Below are 14,621 nucleotides of genomic sequence, written 5' to 3' on the forward strand. Positions count from 1 at the left end.
AGTAAAGATGATTTATATGTTTTCTTGAGAAATTATACGCTCCAAGTTACTCCTTTGTATAACTTCTATATCATCCATACTTCTAAATATTGGAGGCTGCTTTTTAGGTACTGTGTCTATATTATTGGATGATGCCTTTACAATATCTAAATCCTTTTCTAGTGAGTGTGGCATATTTATTTTCGTCTTCTATAGGTCTTGCCATTCTATTCGCTCCATTTGTATGCCTTTAATCTGTTTTAGGGTGCATTATAGATAATTATTAAAATTTGTTAATAGTTATCTATAATTAAATTACTTAAAATGCAAATTTAAGGTAAATCTTTATCATGAATTAGTGTTAATAGAGCAAAGAGATAATAACATAAACTAACTAAAAGTGATTGTATTATTAAAAAATTCATATATTAATTAAAATACAAAGTTATTTATTAATCATTATGTCAAATACACCTATAGAAAATCACTATAATAAATTGTTACAAGATATTATGCTTAAAACATTAGAGCAGAATCAAATTGTAGAAACCTATTTAATACAAGAAGATTTTAATAGTACTTTAGATGAGCTGCAAAAAATAAACGCAAAGCTTGAAGAATATTGTAAGGTTTTTGCTCTGCTTGAAAGAATTAAAACCGAATTAGCTGAAGAAGATAAAGTATATAACTAATTTAATTTATATAAAAGGTGCAAGCCGCATTGCGCCTTTTATATTCAATAATAATTTCCTGCTTCAACTTCTAGCTTTTTAAAAGGTGATATACCGAGGCTATACCCTATAATAATAGGAATTACTATCATCAACAATCCTAAATTATTAAACGTTCTGTTAAATAAACAAGCCCAAAAGAACTAATTACATACATAGCGGCTCTTGAATAAGCATATATAAAGCTAGCATAGGTAAATCGTTTTAAAACCGGAAAACTTTTATAAAATATTGGAATTGCCGGGGATGCACTTGGAGAAAAAGTCACTACAATTAGTGGAATTAAGCGACTTTGCTAACCTTGCGTTATATTATCTAATATTAATGGATTAGATAGAAGAAAAGTTAAAAATATTACTAATTGCGTTTTTAAAATTTTTAGTGGATGAGATTTATAGCATAAACACGTAAGTGCTAGTGCTACAAAAAATACTATAGAAATAATGAAATTTTGATGTATTACTGCTTCAGTGGTATAGTGTAACGAATCTTTAAGTATATTACTACAATGAATATAAGCAAAAAAACCATACTGGTTGTGCTAGTTGTATTAAAAAATAATAAATTGCCGTCTTCTTATTAATTTTTTCCTGCCATACAGGATTATTTTTTATCTTTGCTACATCAATTATATTACTATCTTTTAGCGTTTCTTGTATTCTACGCTTAGCATCCACAAAATCCGGTGTTTCTCGCAAAGTAGTCCTAGCAGCACTACCTATTAATGCAATTCCTGCACCTACCCAAAATGCGATACGCTAATTAAAGTCATAGGATGTAACTAAGGTTTCTACGCCAAGGGCCACAGTTAATCCTAAGCTAGTACACACCCCTACAAATGCTACGGCAGGAAAGCGTTTAGGAACTCCAACAGATTCCATTAAATATAACTCTGCTCCTACTCTTGCTCCCATGGATGACATACCTTGCACTATACGGCATATTGTTACTATGCAGGTGGCACTAGCACCTACTGAAGCATAAGTAGGAAGATTAACCATAACGATGCAAGAAAATGACATTAAAATAGTGGTAATAATGACTGTGGATTTCCGACCTATATTATCAGCCAAATAATAAAGCTCCTAAGGGTCTAAAAATAAAAGTAGAACAAAAAGAAAAAACTGCAAGAAGTCGATTAACGTGAGTATCATATTGCGGAAAGAAAAGCTCATCAATTAGTACTGCCAACATATAGCATAAGATCAAAATATTCTCAAAAAGTACCTATAGATAGTAAGCCTATGCCTATAGTCTGTTTTTGTTCTCTGTTTAAACTTTTTTGTTTTTTTTCGTATCCCAACACAATTTTTTCTAAAAAGTTAATTTATAGAAAGGTTATATTGAGAAGATTTCAAGTCAAGGCAAAAGTTACAATGTTTTATGATTATACTTATTTAAAACTTCTTTGACTAATGAAGTTGTTATTTTTCTTTTGGCAATTAAAGCAAAATAGTTAATATTGTCTAATATTTCTATAATTTTCGAATATTCCCTAGGCAAATTTACTAAAAGAAAATCTATTATTTGTCGGGATATTGTTACCGAAGAAATAGCAAAATGCTTAAATATTAGAATTTTGATTAATTCATCGTCAGGTGAGTTTAATAGAATACTAAGTACTGATTTAATACGTGAAGATAAATCGGGTAAAGTAAAATTTCTGCTTTTATCAGATGTGGTAAGTAAAAGATATTTTTGTTTTTCGTTAATAATATTAAATATATGAAGTAATGTCGGCTCTTGCCAGTTTTCAATATCTTCAATGATGAAAGCATTATATTTTTCTGAAATTTCTTCATTAAAAAAAATATCTTTAATAATATAGGCATTGCTTAAATTTTGCCATATTTTGGTTAAATAAGTTTTGCCTGACGAAGAAGGTCCTTTAATTAATAAAGTAAATTTATAAGGGTTAACGCCAAAGCCGCACTGCCAATTTTTTATAATATTATAAGCTTGATCGTTAGAACTAGAAACAATAAATTCATCAGGATGATATTTATTAGAAGTAGTAAAACTAAATATATATTGCTGCACTGTTATAAGAATTTTTTAGTCGTCTATTCGATAGAATTTGCTAGATTTATAAAATTTAATTAGATTCAAAAGTAAAATTTTTGTAATCCCTGCAATCGGTATAGCAAAAAATATTCCAATAATTCCAAATAAACTGCCGCAGGCAAAAATTGAGAATATAATCCAAAGAGGATGCAACCCTATTTTATCACCGATAATTTTAGGGGTGAAAATATAAGACTCGCAAATATTTCCAACTAGATAAATTATCATTATATAGAGTAATTTAGTAGTTACACCAAAAGTTAAATAGCCGATAATTAGAGTTAAAAGAAACGATATAAAAGTACCAAGGAAAGGAATAATAACTAAAAATCCTGTTAAAATGCCAAGTAAAAGAGCGAGATCAATACCTATTACGGTAAATGCAATACTATAATAAGTAGATAATAATAAGCAAATATTTAGCTGTCCTCTTATGTAAGCAGATAACAGATTATTAATTGCCGATAATATTTCAAGGATTTTCGGTCGGGTTTTTATAGGTAATAATGATTTCATGTTTGCAATAATTTTAGCCCAATCACGTAGGAAATAGAATAATATTATAGGTATAAGTAAAAATAAAACAAATATGTTAATAGTTATAATAGTATAACGCCAAAAATTATTAGCAATACTGCCAAGTATAGTAAATATACTTTTTATAAAATTGCTTAAAGAATTCTTGATTTTATCGGCAATATCAGGTTCTATCGAATAAATTTTTACCATTATAGGCGGTAATATTTCTGTCTGTAAATAATTGTTATATTTTGGAATATTATTTATAAAAGTAAAAATTTGTCCATAAAGTATCGGCACTAAAATAGTTAAGCTTAAGAAAAATATGCTCAAAAATATCAGATAAATTATGCTTGATGCAAATTTATTTGATATTTCAAATTTTGATGCGATAAAACCTATAGCAGGTTGTAGTAAGTAAGATATTATAAATGCGATAAAAAATGGTTTTACTGCGTCTGAAATTAGCATAAAACCGCTGATAAAAAGCCCTAAAAAAACTAGCCACAATATAACGGTTCTATTCATTATTATTTTCCTCATTTTCTATACGAAGATCAACTTCAAAAAGAGCTAGGAGTTCACAAGGTGAAGATCACAGCGTATACTTAATACGTGAGAATTGAAGCTCTTGTAAAACGGCGACGCCAATTTTTGAAGTTGATCGAGTATTAAGGTTTTTTAACTACTTGTACGGTAGCAGGACGAAGTAGTCTATCTCTAATTTTATATCCTGATTGCATTAAAGTAATAATACTATTCGGTGCATGATCAGGATGTTCTATCTGCGCAATTGCATTATGTAAATTATAGTCGAACATTGATCCTATTTCCGGCTTTATTTCTTCAATATGATGTTTATGAAAGACTTTGTCTAGCTCGTCTTTAGTCATCTGAACGCCTGCAATAATATTTGTGACTTCTACATCAGAATTTGCCGGTTTATGTGCTAATGCTCTTGAAAGATTATCACTAACATTGAGTAGTTCTTTAGCAAATGTAGCAATTGCATAATCTTTTGCTTCGTCACGTGCTTTTTCTAAACGCTTTCTTGTATTGTCTATTTCAGCAGTAGTTCTTATTAGCTTATCTTTTAGCTCTTCAATCTCAGCTTTTAACGCTGTTATCTCTGGATTTGCCGTTTCAACTATCTCTTCAGCAATATCATTTATTGTTTGTTCATTATTTTCTATATTATCGTCTATCATATTATTTACTTTATATTTATGTTCTTTTTTGAGATATATATAGATATAATAAAAATTTTTTCAATGGTATACTCGTTTAATTTGAAAAATTGGCGTCGTTGTTTCGTATTTTTTTATCCTCACGTACTAGTATGTACGCTGCGGTCAAAAAATATGAAACGCCTTACTCTTTTCCAAATTAAACTTTACTATTTATTTTTACTTATGGAGTACAAATTGTATTATGAGACAGTCAGGAAGAAAAAGCAACCAATTACGTCCTATTTCATTAGAATTATCCCCGCTTATTAATGCGGAAGGTTCATGTCTTATTAAAATCGGTAATACACATGTCATGTGTAGTGCTACTTGTGAAACTACCGTACCGCCATTCTTGAGGGGACAAAATCAAGGCTGGATTACTGCCGAGTACGGTATGCTTCCCGGTTCTACATCACAGCGTATTAAAAGAGAAGCGGCACTTGGGAAACAAGGCGGAAGAACACAAGAGATACAGCGTTTAATAGGTAGGGCGATGCGATGTGTAATTGATGTGAGGAAACTCGGCGAGAGGCAAATTATCATAGATTGTGATGTTATTAATGCTGACGGCGGTACTAGAACTGCAGCAATAACAGGGAGCTACATAGCATTGCACCTAGCTATTAGGTCCTTGATGAAAAAGAGAGTTTTAAAGGTGAACCCGTTAATTAGTCAAATTGCAGCTATTTCTTGCGGTATATATAAAGGTGAGGCGATACTAGATTTGGATTATTTAGAAGATAGTGATGCGGACGTGGATAGTAATTTTGTGTTTGCAGGTAACGGTAATTTAATCGAAGTACAAGGCACGGCAGAGAAAAATCCTTTTTCCGAAGAGCAGTTTTTAGCAATGTTAAAACTTGCTAAAGGCGGAGCTGCGGAATTATTTAAACTACAAAATCAGGTACTGCTTGGGTCTTAAAATTTGCTAAGTGGATCAGTGTTCCCGTCATTGCAAAAAATGCTAATTTATAGCATTTTTTTATTATTGCTCTGGATTGCCGCATCGCTTTGCTCCTCGCAATGACGGTGCATGTATTCACGCAACCAATCTTCCACGAGAAGAACGTATTTATTAAGCGTATGGATTATCATCAAAAGCAATATGTTCACCTGATAATATAATTATCTTATCTCGATTGGTATTATTTATAAATACCTTATGATTAAGATCTGTTACTGTAACACTACTATGTGTGTGGTCCTAAGATTAATTCCGCAACATTGTCTAGGCTTTCAAACGTAACACGCTGATTAGCTCCAATTGTTATTTTATTGGGGGATATATTAATATTTGCTGTTCTACTTTCTTTGGTAAAAGTAATAGTTCTATATTTTGGATCGTTCATATTTTCCTCTTTGAATGAATTTTAAGTTATAAAATCATTCCTACAATATGCCATATACTACTTCAATTAAAAATTTTTAACCTAGCTCTTTACTCAATTTATAATTGCTATTATAGTGTATTTTTTAAATTTAAGCAGCTATGGTATTAAGATTATATTATTGTCTGCCTTATTAGTAGAATGATCCTCTGATCACAATATGAGCAATTTGTAAGTAGTACTGTAGAAATTACCGATAATCAAAATATTGGAGTACATTTTTTGTACACAGAAGATAAAGTTTTGAATAAAAAAAACATAAGCACGGATGCTTCTATTTACTATAAATTGAAGCTATTTGAAGATAAAGATTTTGTTATTGCGGCTCAGCCTAAAATTTTAATGAGTAAGAGTAAAAAACTTAAAGAAGATTTTTTAGGCGAGATATCTTTACTAATGGGAATGTCTAAAAATATCCGTCCTGTTATTATTTTAAATATATTTAGCTTTGGACATTCAATTAATATTGGTTCTAAGAAGATGTATTATAATTTTTCTACTTGTGAAGGGATTAAATTTAAAAACGGCATAATGCTTACAAGTTTTACAAAATACCATACTCGGCAAAATTACGGCTATGTATATGATAGTTCAGTTTATGAGCAGTTAGGAATTGCAAAGATAATTAATTTTGGTAAAGAGAATAGAAACTTGTTAACTGCTCAAATCGGTCATTTTTGGGATCGCAGTCTTTCAAATTAAGAAATATAAAATATCAGGTATAAATTTTTCAGCATGGTTAGATGTATAAATGAAGATATAATATTACAGATAATCAGAGATAAAAACTTATTAGGTAAAAAACAAGCTACTAGTTTAAAAGCTATGATCGAAGAAGCAATTATCGATAATGAGATAATGATTGATATATTATATGAAAATAGAATATTGCGCTAATAAGCAATATTTCTTATATTATAATTTATAATTATTCTTATATACAAGCCTATGTAGTGAATGGTTATTGTATATATGACGATGTTCATGGTAATACAATAACTGCTCTAAAAATATTGTTTAGTAATAATAATATTTTTAGATCTATAATGCTGATCAAGAAATATTATTTTTATAAATTATTAGAAAAAAAATTCGCCTATTTCACTAGTATCAAAGCAAAATATGCTCTTGAATTTAAAGTCGGACCGATTATTGCTAAGAATATTAATTATACCAATAAAATAATAATATTTTTCGTCGTGTTTATAGCCACATTGATTTATCTGCCGGTTTTATTTCATGTTGCTAATAATATAAGCTATTGTTTGCAAAATATTTTAAAATCTCTGTTATGTATAAGGGCAGTAGTAAGAGAAGCGCCTTCGGTAAGGGTTGCATGGATTGAAAAGCGTATTTGGTGTCATACCGTGGTTTGACCACGTTATCCAGAAAATAATTAAAAATACTAATATTAGTATTTTTAACTGGATTCCGCGATCAAGTCGCGGGATGACAGAGGTGGAATCGCTTCACAAAACAAGTAGTACTAAAAATCATTCGGTGGAAATTTTTCAAAATGAGGAGACAGCTTTACCGGTTTATACAGTTTTAGTACCGTTATATAAAGAATTAAGTAAGTTAAGGTCAATAATTAAAAATATTTCATTAATTAATTATCCAAAAGATAAGCTAGGCGTTAAAATTATTATCGAAGATGACGATTATCTAATGATTAAAGAAATAGTGTTATATAATTTACCGTCTTATTTTCATGTTATATCTGTTCCGAAAAATCTACCAAGGACTAAAAGCCGAAAGCCCTTAATTATGCTCTAGAATATTCACGTGGCGAGTATCTAGTAGTATATGATGCTGAAGATAAACCTGAACAGCTACTTAAAGCTCTAGCAATGTTTAAAAACTTACCTCTAGAATATACTTGTCTTCAAGTTAAGCTTAATTTTTATAATAAAAATGAGAATATTTTAACCTATTCTCAAAAATGTTTAATATAGAATATAGTTTATGGTTTGAATATATCTTGAAAGGATTAAGTTTGCTAAAACTTCCTACACCTCTTGGGGGTACTAGTAATCGTTTTAAAACGGATATATTAAATAAGCTTGGCGGATGGGATTCTTATAATATAACAGAAGATGCCGAGCTTGGTATAAGAATTTACTCACAGAACTATAAAGTAGCTATTCGTGATTCCTATACTCTAGAAGAAGCTCAGAATAGTTTAGGTAATTGGCTAAATCAAAGATCACATTGGATTCAAGGCTTTGTGCAAACATTTTTGGTATTTAAAGCACAAAAAGATAAATGCCAAAAGTTTACTTTATTGCAAGTAATAACAATTTATATTTTCATCGGCTTATCTACTGATAATTTTTGGAGTTTACCCTTTATAATATTTTCTATTGTTTAAAAATTCTATAATTAATTATTTATGGCTTATTAATAGTATTTTTTCGCTTTTATATCTATATGGTACAGCTCTGTATATATTAAAAAATTCTTTAAAAAGCGGTAAAATTTCAGGATATAGTAGCTTTGAGCTTATGGGCTAGTTATTTTATATTACATACTGTAGCTTCATATAAAGCAGTATTTGAAATAATTTTCTGCCCTTTGAATTTGAAATGGAGTAAAACTAAACACGGCACTAGTTTAGAGGATTTTGAGAAAGAATAGACCTCTAATAAAAAAATTTTATTCTTGCCCCTTGAACTAACAAAAATAAAATATATATAGTATGTACATTATTTAATAATTGGAGGTTAAAATGTCTTTTAAACCATTACATGATAGAATTGCAATAAAGCCTATCGAACAAGAAGAAAAAACTAAAGGTGGAATTATTATTCCGGATACTGTAAAAGAAAAGCCGATGCAAGGTGAAATAGTAGCCGTAGGTAATGGTATTCGTAATAAAAAAGGCGAAATTCATCCTTTAGAGCTAAAAGTAGGCGATAAAGTTTTATACGGTAAATGGGCAGGCACCGAAATTGAAATTAAAGGCACAAAACTGATCGTTATGAAAGAAAGCGACGTATTTGGTATTATTAATTAATTATTTGTTTTTAAGGAGAAATTAAATATGGCAACAAAACTTATTAAACACGGCTCAAAAGCTCGTGAGCAAATGTTAGAAGGCATTGATATACTTGCAGATGCAGTAAAAGTTACTTTAGGTCCAAAAGGCAGAAATGTACTTATAGAGCAATCATTTGGTTCACCGAAAATTACAAAAGATGGTGTGACGGTTGCAAAATCGATCGAGTTAAAAGATAAAATTAGAAATGCGGGAGCTCAGCTATTAAAATCAGCTGCTACAAAAGCTGCAGAAGTAGCCGGTGATGGTACTACTACAGCTACAGTACTTGCTAGAGCTTTGGCTCGTGAGGGTAATAAGCTAGTAGCTGCCGGTTATAATCCTATGGATTTAAAGCGTGGTATGGATTTAGCGGTAAACGCAGTAGTAGAAGAAATTAAAAAATCCAGTAAAAAAATCAATAGCCAAGAGGAAATCGCACAAGTCGGTACTATCTCTTCAAACGGTGATAAGGAAATCGGTGAGAAAATTGCTAAGGCAATGGAGGAAGTCGGTAAAGAAGGTGTGATAACCGTTGAAGAAGCAAAGAATTTTAGCTTCGATGTTGAAGTAGTTAAAGGTATGATGTTTGATAGAGGTTATCTATCACCGTATTTTGTAACGAATTCCGAGAAAATGGTTGCTGAGCTTGAAAATCCTTTCATCTTACTATTTGAGAAAAAATTATCAAATTTACAACCGATGTTACCTATACTTGAGGCTGTAGTACAATCACAACGCCCGCTATTAATTATTGCTGAGGATGTTGAGGGCGAAGCTCTTGCAACGCTTGTAGTCAATAGATTACGTGGTGGTTTAAAAGTTGCGGCAGTAAAAGCTCCCGGTTTTGGCGATAGAAGAAAAGCAATGATGGAAGATATTGCTATCCTAACTAAAGGTGAGCTTATTACTGAAGATTTAGGTATGAAGCTTGAAAATGTGAGTATTAAGAGTCTAGGGACAGCAAAAAGAGTAACAATTTCTAAAGAAAATACCGTAATTGTTGACGGTAATGGTGATAAGAAAAATATTGAAGATAGAGTATTACAAATTAAATCTCAAATAGCTGAAACTACTTCTGATTATGATAAAGAAAAACTACAAGAGCGTTTAGCTAAACTTTCCGGCGGTGTTGCCGTATTAAAGGTTGGCGGTGCTACGGAAGTTGAAGTGAAAGAGCGTAAAGATCGTGTTGAAGATGCACTTGCTGCTACAAGAGCGGCAGTTGAGGAAGGTGTTGTTGCCGGTGGCGGTGTAACATTACTTCATGCATCACAACCTTTAACAAAGCTTAAAGTAGAGAATAAGGATCAACAAGCAGGTATTGAAATAGTAATAGAAGCTTTAAAGGATCCGTTAAAACAGATTGTTGAAAATGCTGGTGAAAACGGTGGCGTAGTAGTTGGTAAATTACTAGAACATAAGGATAAAAATTATGGCTTTAATGCTCAAGATATGCAATATGTTGATATGATTAAAGCAGGAATTATTGATCCGGCTAAAGTAGTGCGTACTGCACTTCAAGATGCTGCTTCCGTTGCTTCGTTAATTATTACCACGGAAACTTTAATTGTTGACGAACCTTCTGATAAGGCAGAGCCAATGCCAATGCGTGGCGGTATGGGAGGCATGGGCGGTATGGATTTCTAAGTCTATATCTCTATAAGATAGGTTATGCAATAGATCTAATAAACCCGTGTTGTTGTATTGCTCGTGCCCCTCATTGTAAGGAGGCATTGTTGCGTGGACCGCAAAACCTGTTCAATGTCATATCGTGGCTTAACCATGGTATCCAGAAAAAAATACTAATAATATTAGCATTTTAAACTGGATCCTGCTACAAGCTCGCAGGATGACAATTGAGCAACTAGTCCACGTAGGCAATGCCTGCTCCGCAATGACGATTTTAACAACGTGCTGTACAAATTATTAAGTCGCAGTTAGGACACTGAAAAACTGATTTATGCAACAAATGGGTTTTAAAGCGATTCTTTGCTTAATTTGAAAATAAACTCTTTAATAAAACTCTTCCTCAAAAAATAAAATATAGAATTTCTTGTAATTATTTCAATAAATGACTGCAAATATTTTTTAATTAATTATAGTAGCTCAACCTTTGGTATTGATCCTATGAGACTGTTAACAAAATAATTTTAAAGCTCATTAAATTCTTTTGAACTGCAAATTATAAGATTTTTTTGAAATAGGGATATTTATTACTGTAAAAATCTCTTTAATTATCAATTAAAGTTATTTTGTTAACAGCCTTATATAGGATGATCAAAAGGTTTTAAGTGGTTTTACGCTTTAATTATTAAAATAGATTTCTTGTTGCAGTTATAGGCAAGGTTAATCTATCAATGTATATATTCGCTTAATTTAAAAAATTAGGTTCTAAAAGCAATCTAAAGGATAAAAGATAAAATAATAGGGTATGGTAGTGCGAAGCTCGCCACAAGCTTAATTTTTCCTATTAATATCAACTAAAGCTGGATTTTATTAATATTTACTAAAAATAGCAAATTAATTAGAAATATTAGTAGAACTTCATTAAGTTTATTGCTTTAATTGGTGTTTAGTTATTCGTAAGTATAACACTATTAACTGAATTAGTATAAATTAAAGAGGTAGTTTTGCTTCAAAGGGTATTAAACAGTTAAATCATAATTTATCTAAACATGATATTGCTGCTCAAATAATAGGTAGGATCAAACATCCAATATCAATACGTGATCATAAGATGCATTATCATGCAGAGAACGGTGAAGCTGCACACTGGAAATATAAAAATAGTTTTTAGCTGATATACACTTCTTTTTTTCTAAAGTATATACCTACTCCTTTAGGAAGAAGCTTGAAATAATGAATCTCCAAGATAAAAGACGGCTTCTATCTTGGACACAAATTTAATTTATTTTTTTTATTTTGTATTATTTTGAAGTTTAAAAAAGAAATTGCATAAACCGACTTTTTGAAATATTTCTTTTGCTATGAGTAAGAAGCTTTCTATAGTTTCTTTTACTGTTTCTAAAGCCTTGTCCGTAGATTTAGCATTTATAGTTTGTAAATTATGTAGGCGATCCAATACTTTAATAAGTGCGATATCATATCTTGTTCTTGGATTAGTAAATTTAACATTTCACCGGAGCTAATTTTACCGTACGGCTTAATTCTTGTTAAACGTTCTACGCTATCGGCAATATTCTTATCAAAAATTTTGCTAATATCAGCATGTGTAATTATTGTATCCTCTATAGTATCATGAAGAAGGGCAACATTTATATATGACTTGTAAAGTTTAGGAACTTCAAGAGCTGTAAAATCTGCAAGCATGATTGCAACTTCTATAGGATGAGAATAATAAGGCTCCCCTGATTGACGTATTTGAGAAGCATGATATTTATATAATAAAGACCTTTTTCAATTTCTGTTATATATAAGTGAGTCTACTATAGTATTCAAATATTTAATTCGATCAATTAATTTTTTACTATAATCACAAACCTCAAATTTTTTCTGCCAAATATCAATATCTTCCATAAACCTACTAATTATTTAAACTTCTTTTAAAAGGAGTATATGCATACAATTAGTATAAAATATTTTTATAAGAAAATTAATAAGATTTTAGAAAAACATGATATTTTTTTTAATTTATCGATAATCAATGGTTAAGCACAAGTTAAACTATATCTTGATTTTTAAATAGGATTATATTTTTGTGATTTTTTTACACAGTTACATTACATTAAATAGCTCCTAATAAAGCAGAGTACGATAAAAAATTTTCGTATGTCTTAGGTGTTACCCCATATCATGGGGCAGTAACCTTACCGAAGACAATGGCTTGAGTTTGCGAAGAATTAAAGTTGTTAAAGGATAGCTCACAGAAAAATGAGATGGAAGGAGGAAAAAATCCTTTCCTGGCGATGTTGACTTTCCTGATGATACTCTAAGTGCACCGACAATTAAAGAGGGACATCTTCTTAGCGGTGGAAAAGAAGATGAGAGAGATTCTGTTAATTATACTAATGCAGAAATGTGACAATTTTCATCTGACAAAACATTTGATTGGAGAGATAGAAGCAAGTACCATCATGTTCATAAAGTAAAAGTCGGTGACAAGTTTGATATACTGCGATCACTGTGATCATCCTAATGCTTTTTCTCAAAGACTAACTTTTAGTGAGCTTAAGACATTTCTTGAAAATATAAGCCAAGAAAAACCATTGTGGAGCCATCCATTACCTGCTTCTACGGATCACGCAATAATGCTTCTGGAAAGAGAAGCGGGATTTCGCGTTCTTTTAGAGAGATGGATAGTCGCTGACTGGCATGGCATTGCATCAATCATGGATTCTTGAATATGAAGCAAGTTTAGGCGGTGAAGGGCCTGGACATGGACACCATCATCACGATGCTTAATTAAGCTTTAAAGCAACTTAGTAGCGAGTGGTTATGCGCTAAGCGACTCAAAGCTTTGTTGTGTGGATACCCAAGTCGTCATTGCGAGGAAAAATTGAAAATTTTGACAAAGCAATCTCGGACCAAAATCTTGAGATTGCCACGCTCCTTTCAGTTGCTCGCAATGACGGTTTAGTATCCACGCAACAATGCTTAAATTTTTGCGTTACTATCTACTTAAAGCTTTTAGGCCTTCCTTTAAGCCGTCTTTTATAAATGAAATTTTAGCTTGTTTGCCGTCTGCGGTAATTAGTCCTATATAATTATCGTTTGATAAAATCATGTCTAGATCATCTTTTGTAATAATAGCTAAAGCCTGACAGCCGTTTACTGTACAATTTACGTATTTTCCGGCTGCTATTCGTTTGTCACCGCTATTAATAACTGTACCTGCCGGAATTTGAACATTTGACGGGACTATTTCTATTATTTTTAATTCCTGTTCTTCTTGTGCCCCATTGAAATAACCTATGTGATAAATGGCTAATATTTCCTTTTCTTTATCTTTCTCTAGATTATTAATTTGTTGTGATAAGAAGCAAAGTTGTTTTTTCTCATTATTAAGAGTACAATTTAAAGTCCAAGCTCCGTACTTTTTTGGTGCTGTTGATGCGTTGACGTTTTCTATGCTATACAAAACAAAAGTGCCGGTTATTATAAATAATCCACTAAAAATAAAAGCAATTTTTTTTATACAATCTTTCATATAATTTTTAACCTTTTTAAAATATTTTCTTTTCCTAAAATTTCTGCAATCTCAAATACGCTAGGTGATGCAGTCATACCTGTTATTAAAGCTCTTACCGGTTTCATAATGTCATTCAGCTTTAAGTCGTTTGCTGCGGCTATTTCTTTAAATTTATTCTGTACGGATTCCTTATCAAACTGCTCAAGTTCGCTTAAGTTTTCTATAATTTGTTTGATTAAATTCTTATCGCAATTTTCTATAATTTCTTTTGAATCTTGGCTGTAGATGATAGGCGAATCTACTAGATAAATTTGAGCAAGGCGTGTTAGTTCTAGTAATGTTTCACTTCTAACTAACAAGCTTGGCATTGCTTGTTTGATATAGCCTATTTCCTGCTCACTAACCTTAAACTTCTTCGGCCACTCTACTGCTAGGGGTAATTTGTACGTCAATCCGGTACTCGCATCCTCACGTATGTCTATATACGCTGCGGTTCTGCGTTCCGTGTTTCCTTTAAATTCC

The 14,621-nt window shown here is 31.3% G+C and carries 21 protein-coding genes and 1 pseudogene; 11 read left to right on the forward strand and 11 right to left on the reverse strand.

Annotation, left to right across the window (positions count from 1 at the left end):
* Positions 1 to 12 precede the first annotated feature (12 nt).
* Complete coding sequence (locus TENJIKU01_RS08950; RefSeq protein WP_172795044.1) at positions 13 to 174, reverse strand: hypothetical protein; 162 nt, start codon at positions 172 to 174, stop codon at positions 13 to 15.
* A gap of 266 nt (positions 175 to 440) precedes the next feature.
* Here TENJIKU01_RS08950 and TENJIKU01_RS04815 point away from each other — a divergent pair, with 266 nt between their 5' ends.
* Positions 441 to 671 carry a hypothetical protein gene (locus TENJIKU01_RS04815; protein WP_064429405.1) on the forward strand — a complete coding sequence of 77 codons (231 nt, stop codon included), beginning with the start codon at positions 441 to 443 and terminating at the stop codon, positions 669 to 671.
* 139 nt (positions 672 to 810) lie between these two features.
* Here the strand turns inward: TENJIKU01_RS04815 and TENJIKU01_RS09780 are convergent, their stop codons facing one another.
* The 6 genes from TENJIKU01_RS09780 to grpE all read right to left on the reverse strand — a co-directional run bounded on the left by TENJIKU01_RS09780 (position 811) and on the right by grpE (position 4,501).
* Positions 811 to 978 (reverse strand): hypothetical protein, encoded by a 168-nt coding sequence (locus TENJIKU01_RS09780; RefSeq protein ID WP_227779996.1) that lies wholly within the window; start codon positions 976 to 978, stop codon positions 811 to 813.
* A gap of 235 nt (positions 979 to 1,213) precedes the next feature.
* Positions 1,214 to 1,408, reverse strand: a complete 195-nt coding sequence (locus tag TENJIKU01_RS04825) for an MFS sugar transporter (protein WP_082894523.1) — start codon at positions 1,406 to 1,408, stop codon at positions 1,214 to 1,216.
* Between the two features lie 60 nt (positions 1,409 to 1,468).
* Complete coding sequence (locus tag TENJIKU01_RS04830) at positions 1,469 to 1,783, reverse strand: hypothetical protein (protein ID WP_064429407.1); 315 nt, start codon at positions 1,781 to 1,783, stop codon at positions 1,469 to 1,471.
* Positions 1,784 to 2,081: 298 nt separating this feature from the next.
* Positions 2,082 to 2,750: an HdaA/DnaA family protein gene (locus TENJIKU01_RS04840; RefSeq protein ID WP_064429408.1), complete on the reverse strand. Its 669-nt coding sequence runs from the start codon at positions 2,748 to 2,750 to the stop codon at positions 2,082 to 2,084.
* Positions 2,751 to 2,765: 15 nt separating this feature from the next.
* Positions 2,766 to 3,821 carry an AI-2E family transporter gene (locus TENJIKU01_RS04845; RefSeq protein ID WP_064429409.1) on the reverse strand — a complete coding sequence of 352 codons (1,056 nt, stop codon included), beginning with the start codon at positions 3,819 to 3,821 and terminating at the stop codon, positions 2,766 to 2,768.
* A gap of 143 nt (positions 3,822 to 3,964) precedes the next feature.
* Positions 3,965 to 4,501 carry a nucleotide exchange factor GrpE gene (grpE, locus tag TENJIKU01_RS04850; protein ID WP_014392612.1) on the reverse strand — a complete coding sequence of 179 codons (537 nt, stop codon included), beginning with the start codon at positions 4,499 to 4,501 and terminating at the stop codon, positions 3,965 to 3,967.
* A gap of 223 nt (positions 4,502 to 4,724) precedes the next feature.
* Between grpE and rph the strand changes: the two genes are divergently transcribed.
* Positions 4,725 to 5,444, forward strand: a complete 720-nt coding sequence (rph, locus tag TENJIKU01_RS04855) for a ribonuclease PH (protein WP_064429410.1) — start codon at positions 4,725 to 4,727, stop codon at positions 5,442 to 5,444.
* 268 nt (positions 5,445 to 5,712) lie between these two features.
* On the opposite strand, the gene TENJIKU01_RS09785 is transcribed toward rph, so the two are convergent.
* Positions 5,713 to 5,871, reverse strand: a complete 159-nt coding sequence (locus TENJIKU01_RS09785; protein WP_227779998.1) for a hypothetical protein — start codon at positions 5,869 to 5,871, stop codon at positions 5,713 to 5,715.
* A gap of 261 nt (positions 5,872 to 6,132) precedes the next feature.
* Here TENJIKU01_RS09785 and TENJIKU01_RS04865 point away from each other — a divergent pair, with 261 nt between their 5' ends.
* The 8 genes from TENJIKU01_RS04865 to groL all read left to right on the forward strand — a co-directional run bounded on the left by TENJIKU01_RS04865 (position 6,133) and on the right by groL (position 10,597).
* The gene (locus TENJIKU01_RS04865; RefSeq protein ID WP_064429411.1) at positions 6,133 to 6,612 is read left to right on the forward strand and encodes a hypothetical protein; all 480 of its coding nucleotides are present in this window, start codon (positions 6,133 to 6,135) and stop codon (positions 6,610 to 6,612) included.
* Positions 6,613 to 6,645: 33 nt separating this feature from the next.
* Positions 6,646 to 6,807 (forward strand): hypothetical protein, encoded by a 162-nt coding sequence (locus TENJIKU01_RS09130; RefSeq protein WP_179945612.1) that lies wholly within the window; start codon positions 6,646 to 6,648, stop codon positions 6,805 to 6,807.
* Between the two features lie 56 nt (positions 6,808 to 6,863).
* A complete protein-coding gene (locus TENJIKU01_RS10850; protein WP_255374206.1) occupies positions 6,864 to 7,286 on the forward strand; it encodes a hypothetical protein in 423 nt (140 codons plus the stop codon).
* 82 nt (positions 7,287 to 7,368) lie between these two features.
* Positions 7,369 to 7,686 carry a hypothetical protein gene (locus tag TENJIKU01_RS09790; protein ID WP_371440164.1) on the forward strand — a complete coding sequence of 106 codons (318 nt, stop codon included), beginning with the start codon at positions 7,369 to 7,371 and terminating at the stop codon, positions 7,684 to 7,686.
* Positions 7,687 to 7,852: 166 nt separating this feature from the next.
* Positions 7,853 to 8,281 (forward strand): glycosyltransferase family 2 protein, encoded by a 429-nt coding sequence (locus TENJIKU01_RS09795; protein WP_227780002.1) that lies wholly within the window; start codon positions 7,853 to 7,855, stop codon positions 8,279 to 8,281.
* Positions 8,282 to 8,406: 125 nt separating this feature from the next.
* Positions 8,407 to 8,547, forward strand: coding sequence for a hypothetical protein (locus TENJIKU01_RS09800; protein ID WP_016917453.1), 141 nt, complete (start codon positions 8,407 to 8,409; stop codon positions 8,545 to 8,547).
* Between the two features lie 91 nt (positions 8,548 to 8,638).
* A complete protein-coding gene (locus tag TENJIKU01_RS04885; RefSeq protein ID WP_012737041.1) occupies positions 8,639 to 8,926 on the forward strand; it encodes a co-chaperone GroES in 288 nt (95 codons plus the stop codon).
* Between the two features lie 27 nt (positions 8,927 to 8,953).
* Positions 8,954 to 10,597 (forward strand): chaperonin GroEL, encoded by a 1,644-nt coding sequence (gene groL / locus TENJIKU01_RS04890; protein WP_012151120.1) that lies wholly within the window; start codon positions 8,954 to 8,956, stop codon positions 10,595 to 10,597.
* Between the two features lie 1,404 nt (positions 10,598 to 12,001).
* On the opposite strand, the gene TENJIKU01_RS09805 is transcribed toward groL, so the two are convergent.
* Positions 12,002 to 12,331: an HD domain-containing protein gene (locus TENJIKU01_RS09805; protein WP_227780004.1), complete on the reverse strand. Its 330-nt coding sequence runs from the start codon at positions 12,329 to 12,331 to the stop codon at positions 12,002 to 12,004.
* A 1,096-nt stretch (positions 12,332 to 13,427) separates the two neighbouring features.
* On the opposite strand from TENJIKU01_RS09805, the pseudogene TENJIKU01_RS10720 reads away from it, so the two are divergent.
* Positions 13,428 to 13,544: pseudogene (locus TENJIKU01_RS10720) on the forward strand (zinc ABC transporter substrate-binding protein); the annotation flags it as partial.
* Between the two features lie 36 nt (positions 13,545 to 13,580).
* On the opposite strand, the gene TENJIKU01_RS04905 reads toward TENJIKU01_RS10720, so the two are convergent.
* Together TENJIKU01_RS04905 and TENJIKU01_RS04910 are read right to left on the reverse strand one after the other, a co-directional pair.
* The gene (locus TENJIKU01_RS04905) at positions 13,581 to 14,117 is read right to left on the reverse strand and encodes an invasion associated locus B family protein (RefSeq protein WP_064429413.1); all 537 of its coding nucleotides are present in this window, start codon (positions 14,115 to 14,117) and stop codon (positions 13,581 to 13,583) included.
* On the reverse strand, positions 14,114 to 14,621 hold a 508-nt coding region (locus TENJIKU01_RS04910; protein ID WP_153019879.1), incomplete at its 5' end, for a palindromic element RPE1 domain-containing protein. The genes TENJIKU01_RS04905 and TENJIKU01_RS04910, both read right to left, overlap by 4 nt.

The organism is Rickettsia sp. Tenjiku01, from assembly GCF_001653015.1.
Taxonomy (GTDB): domain Bacteria; phylum Pseudomonadota; class Alphaproteobacteria; order Rickettsiales; family Rickettsiaceae; genus Rickettsia; species Rickettsia rickettsii.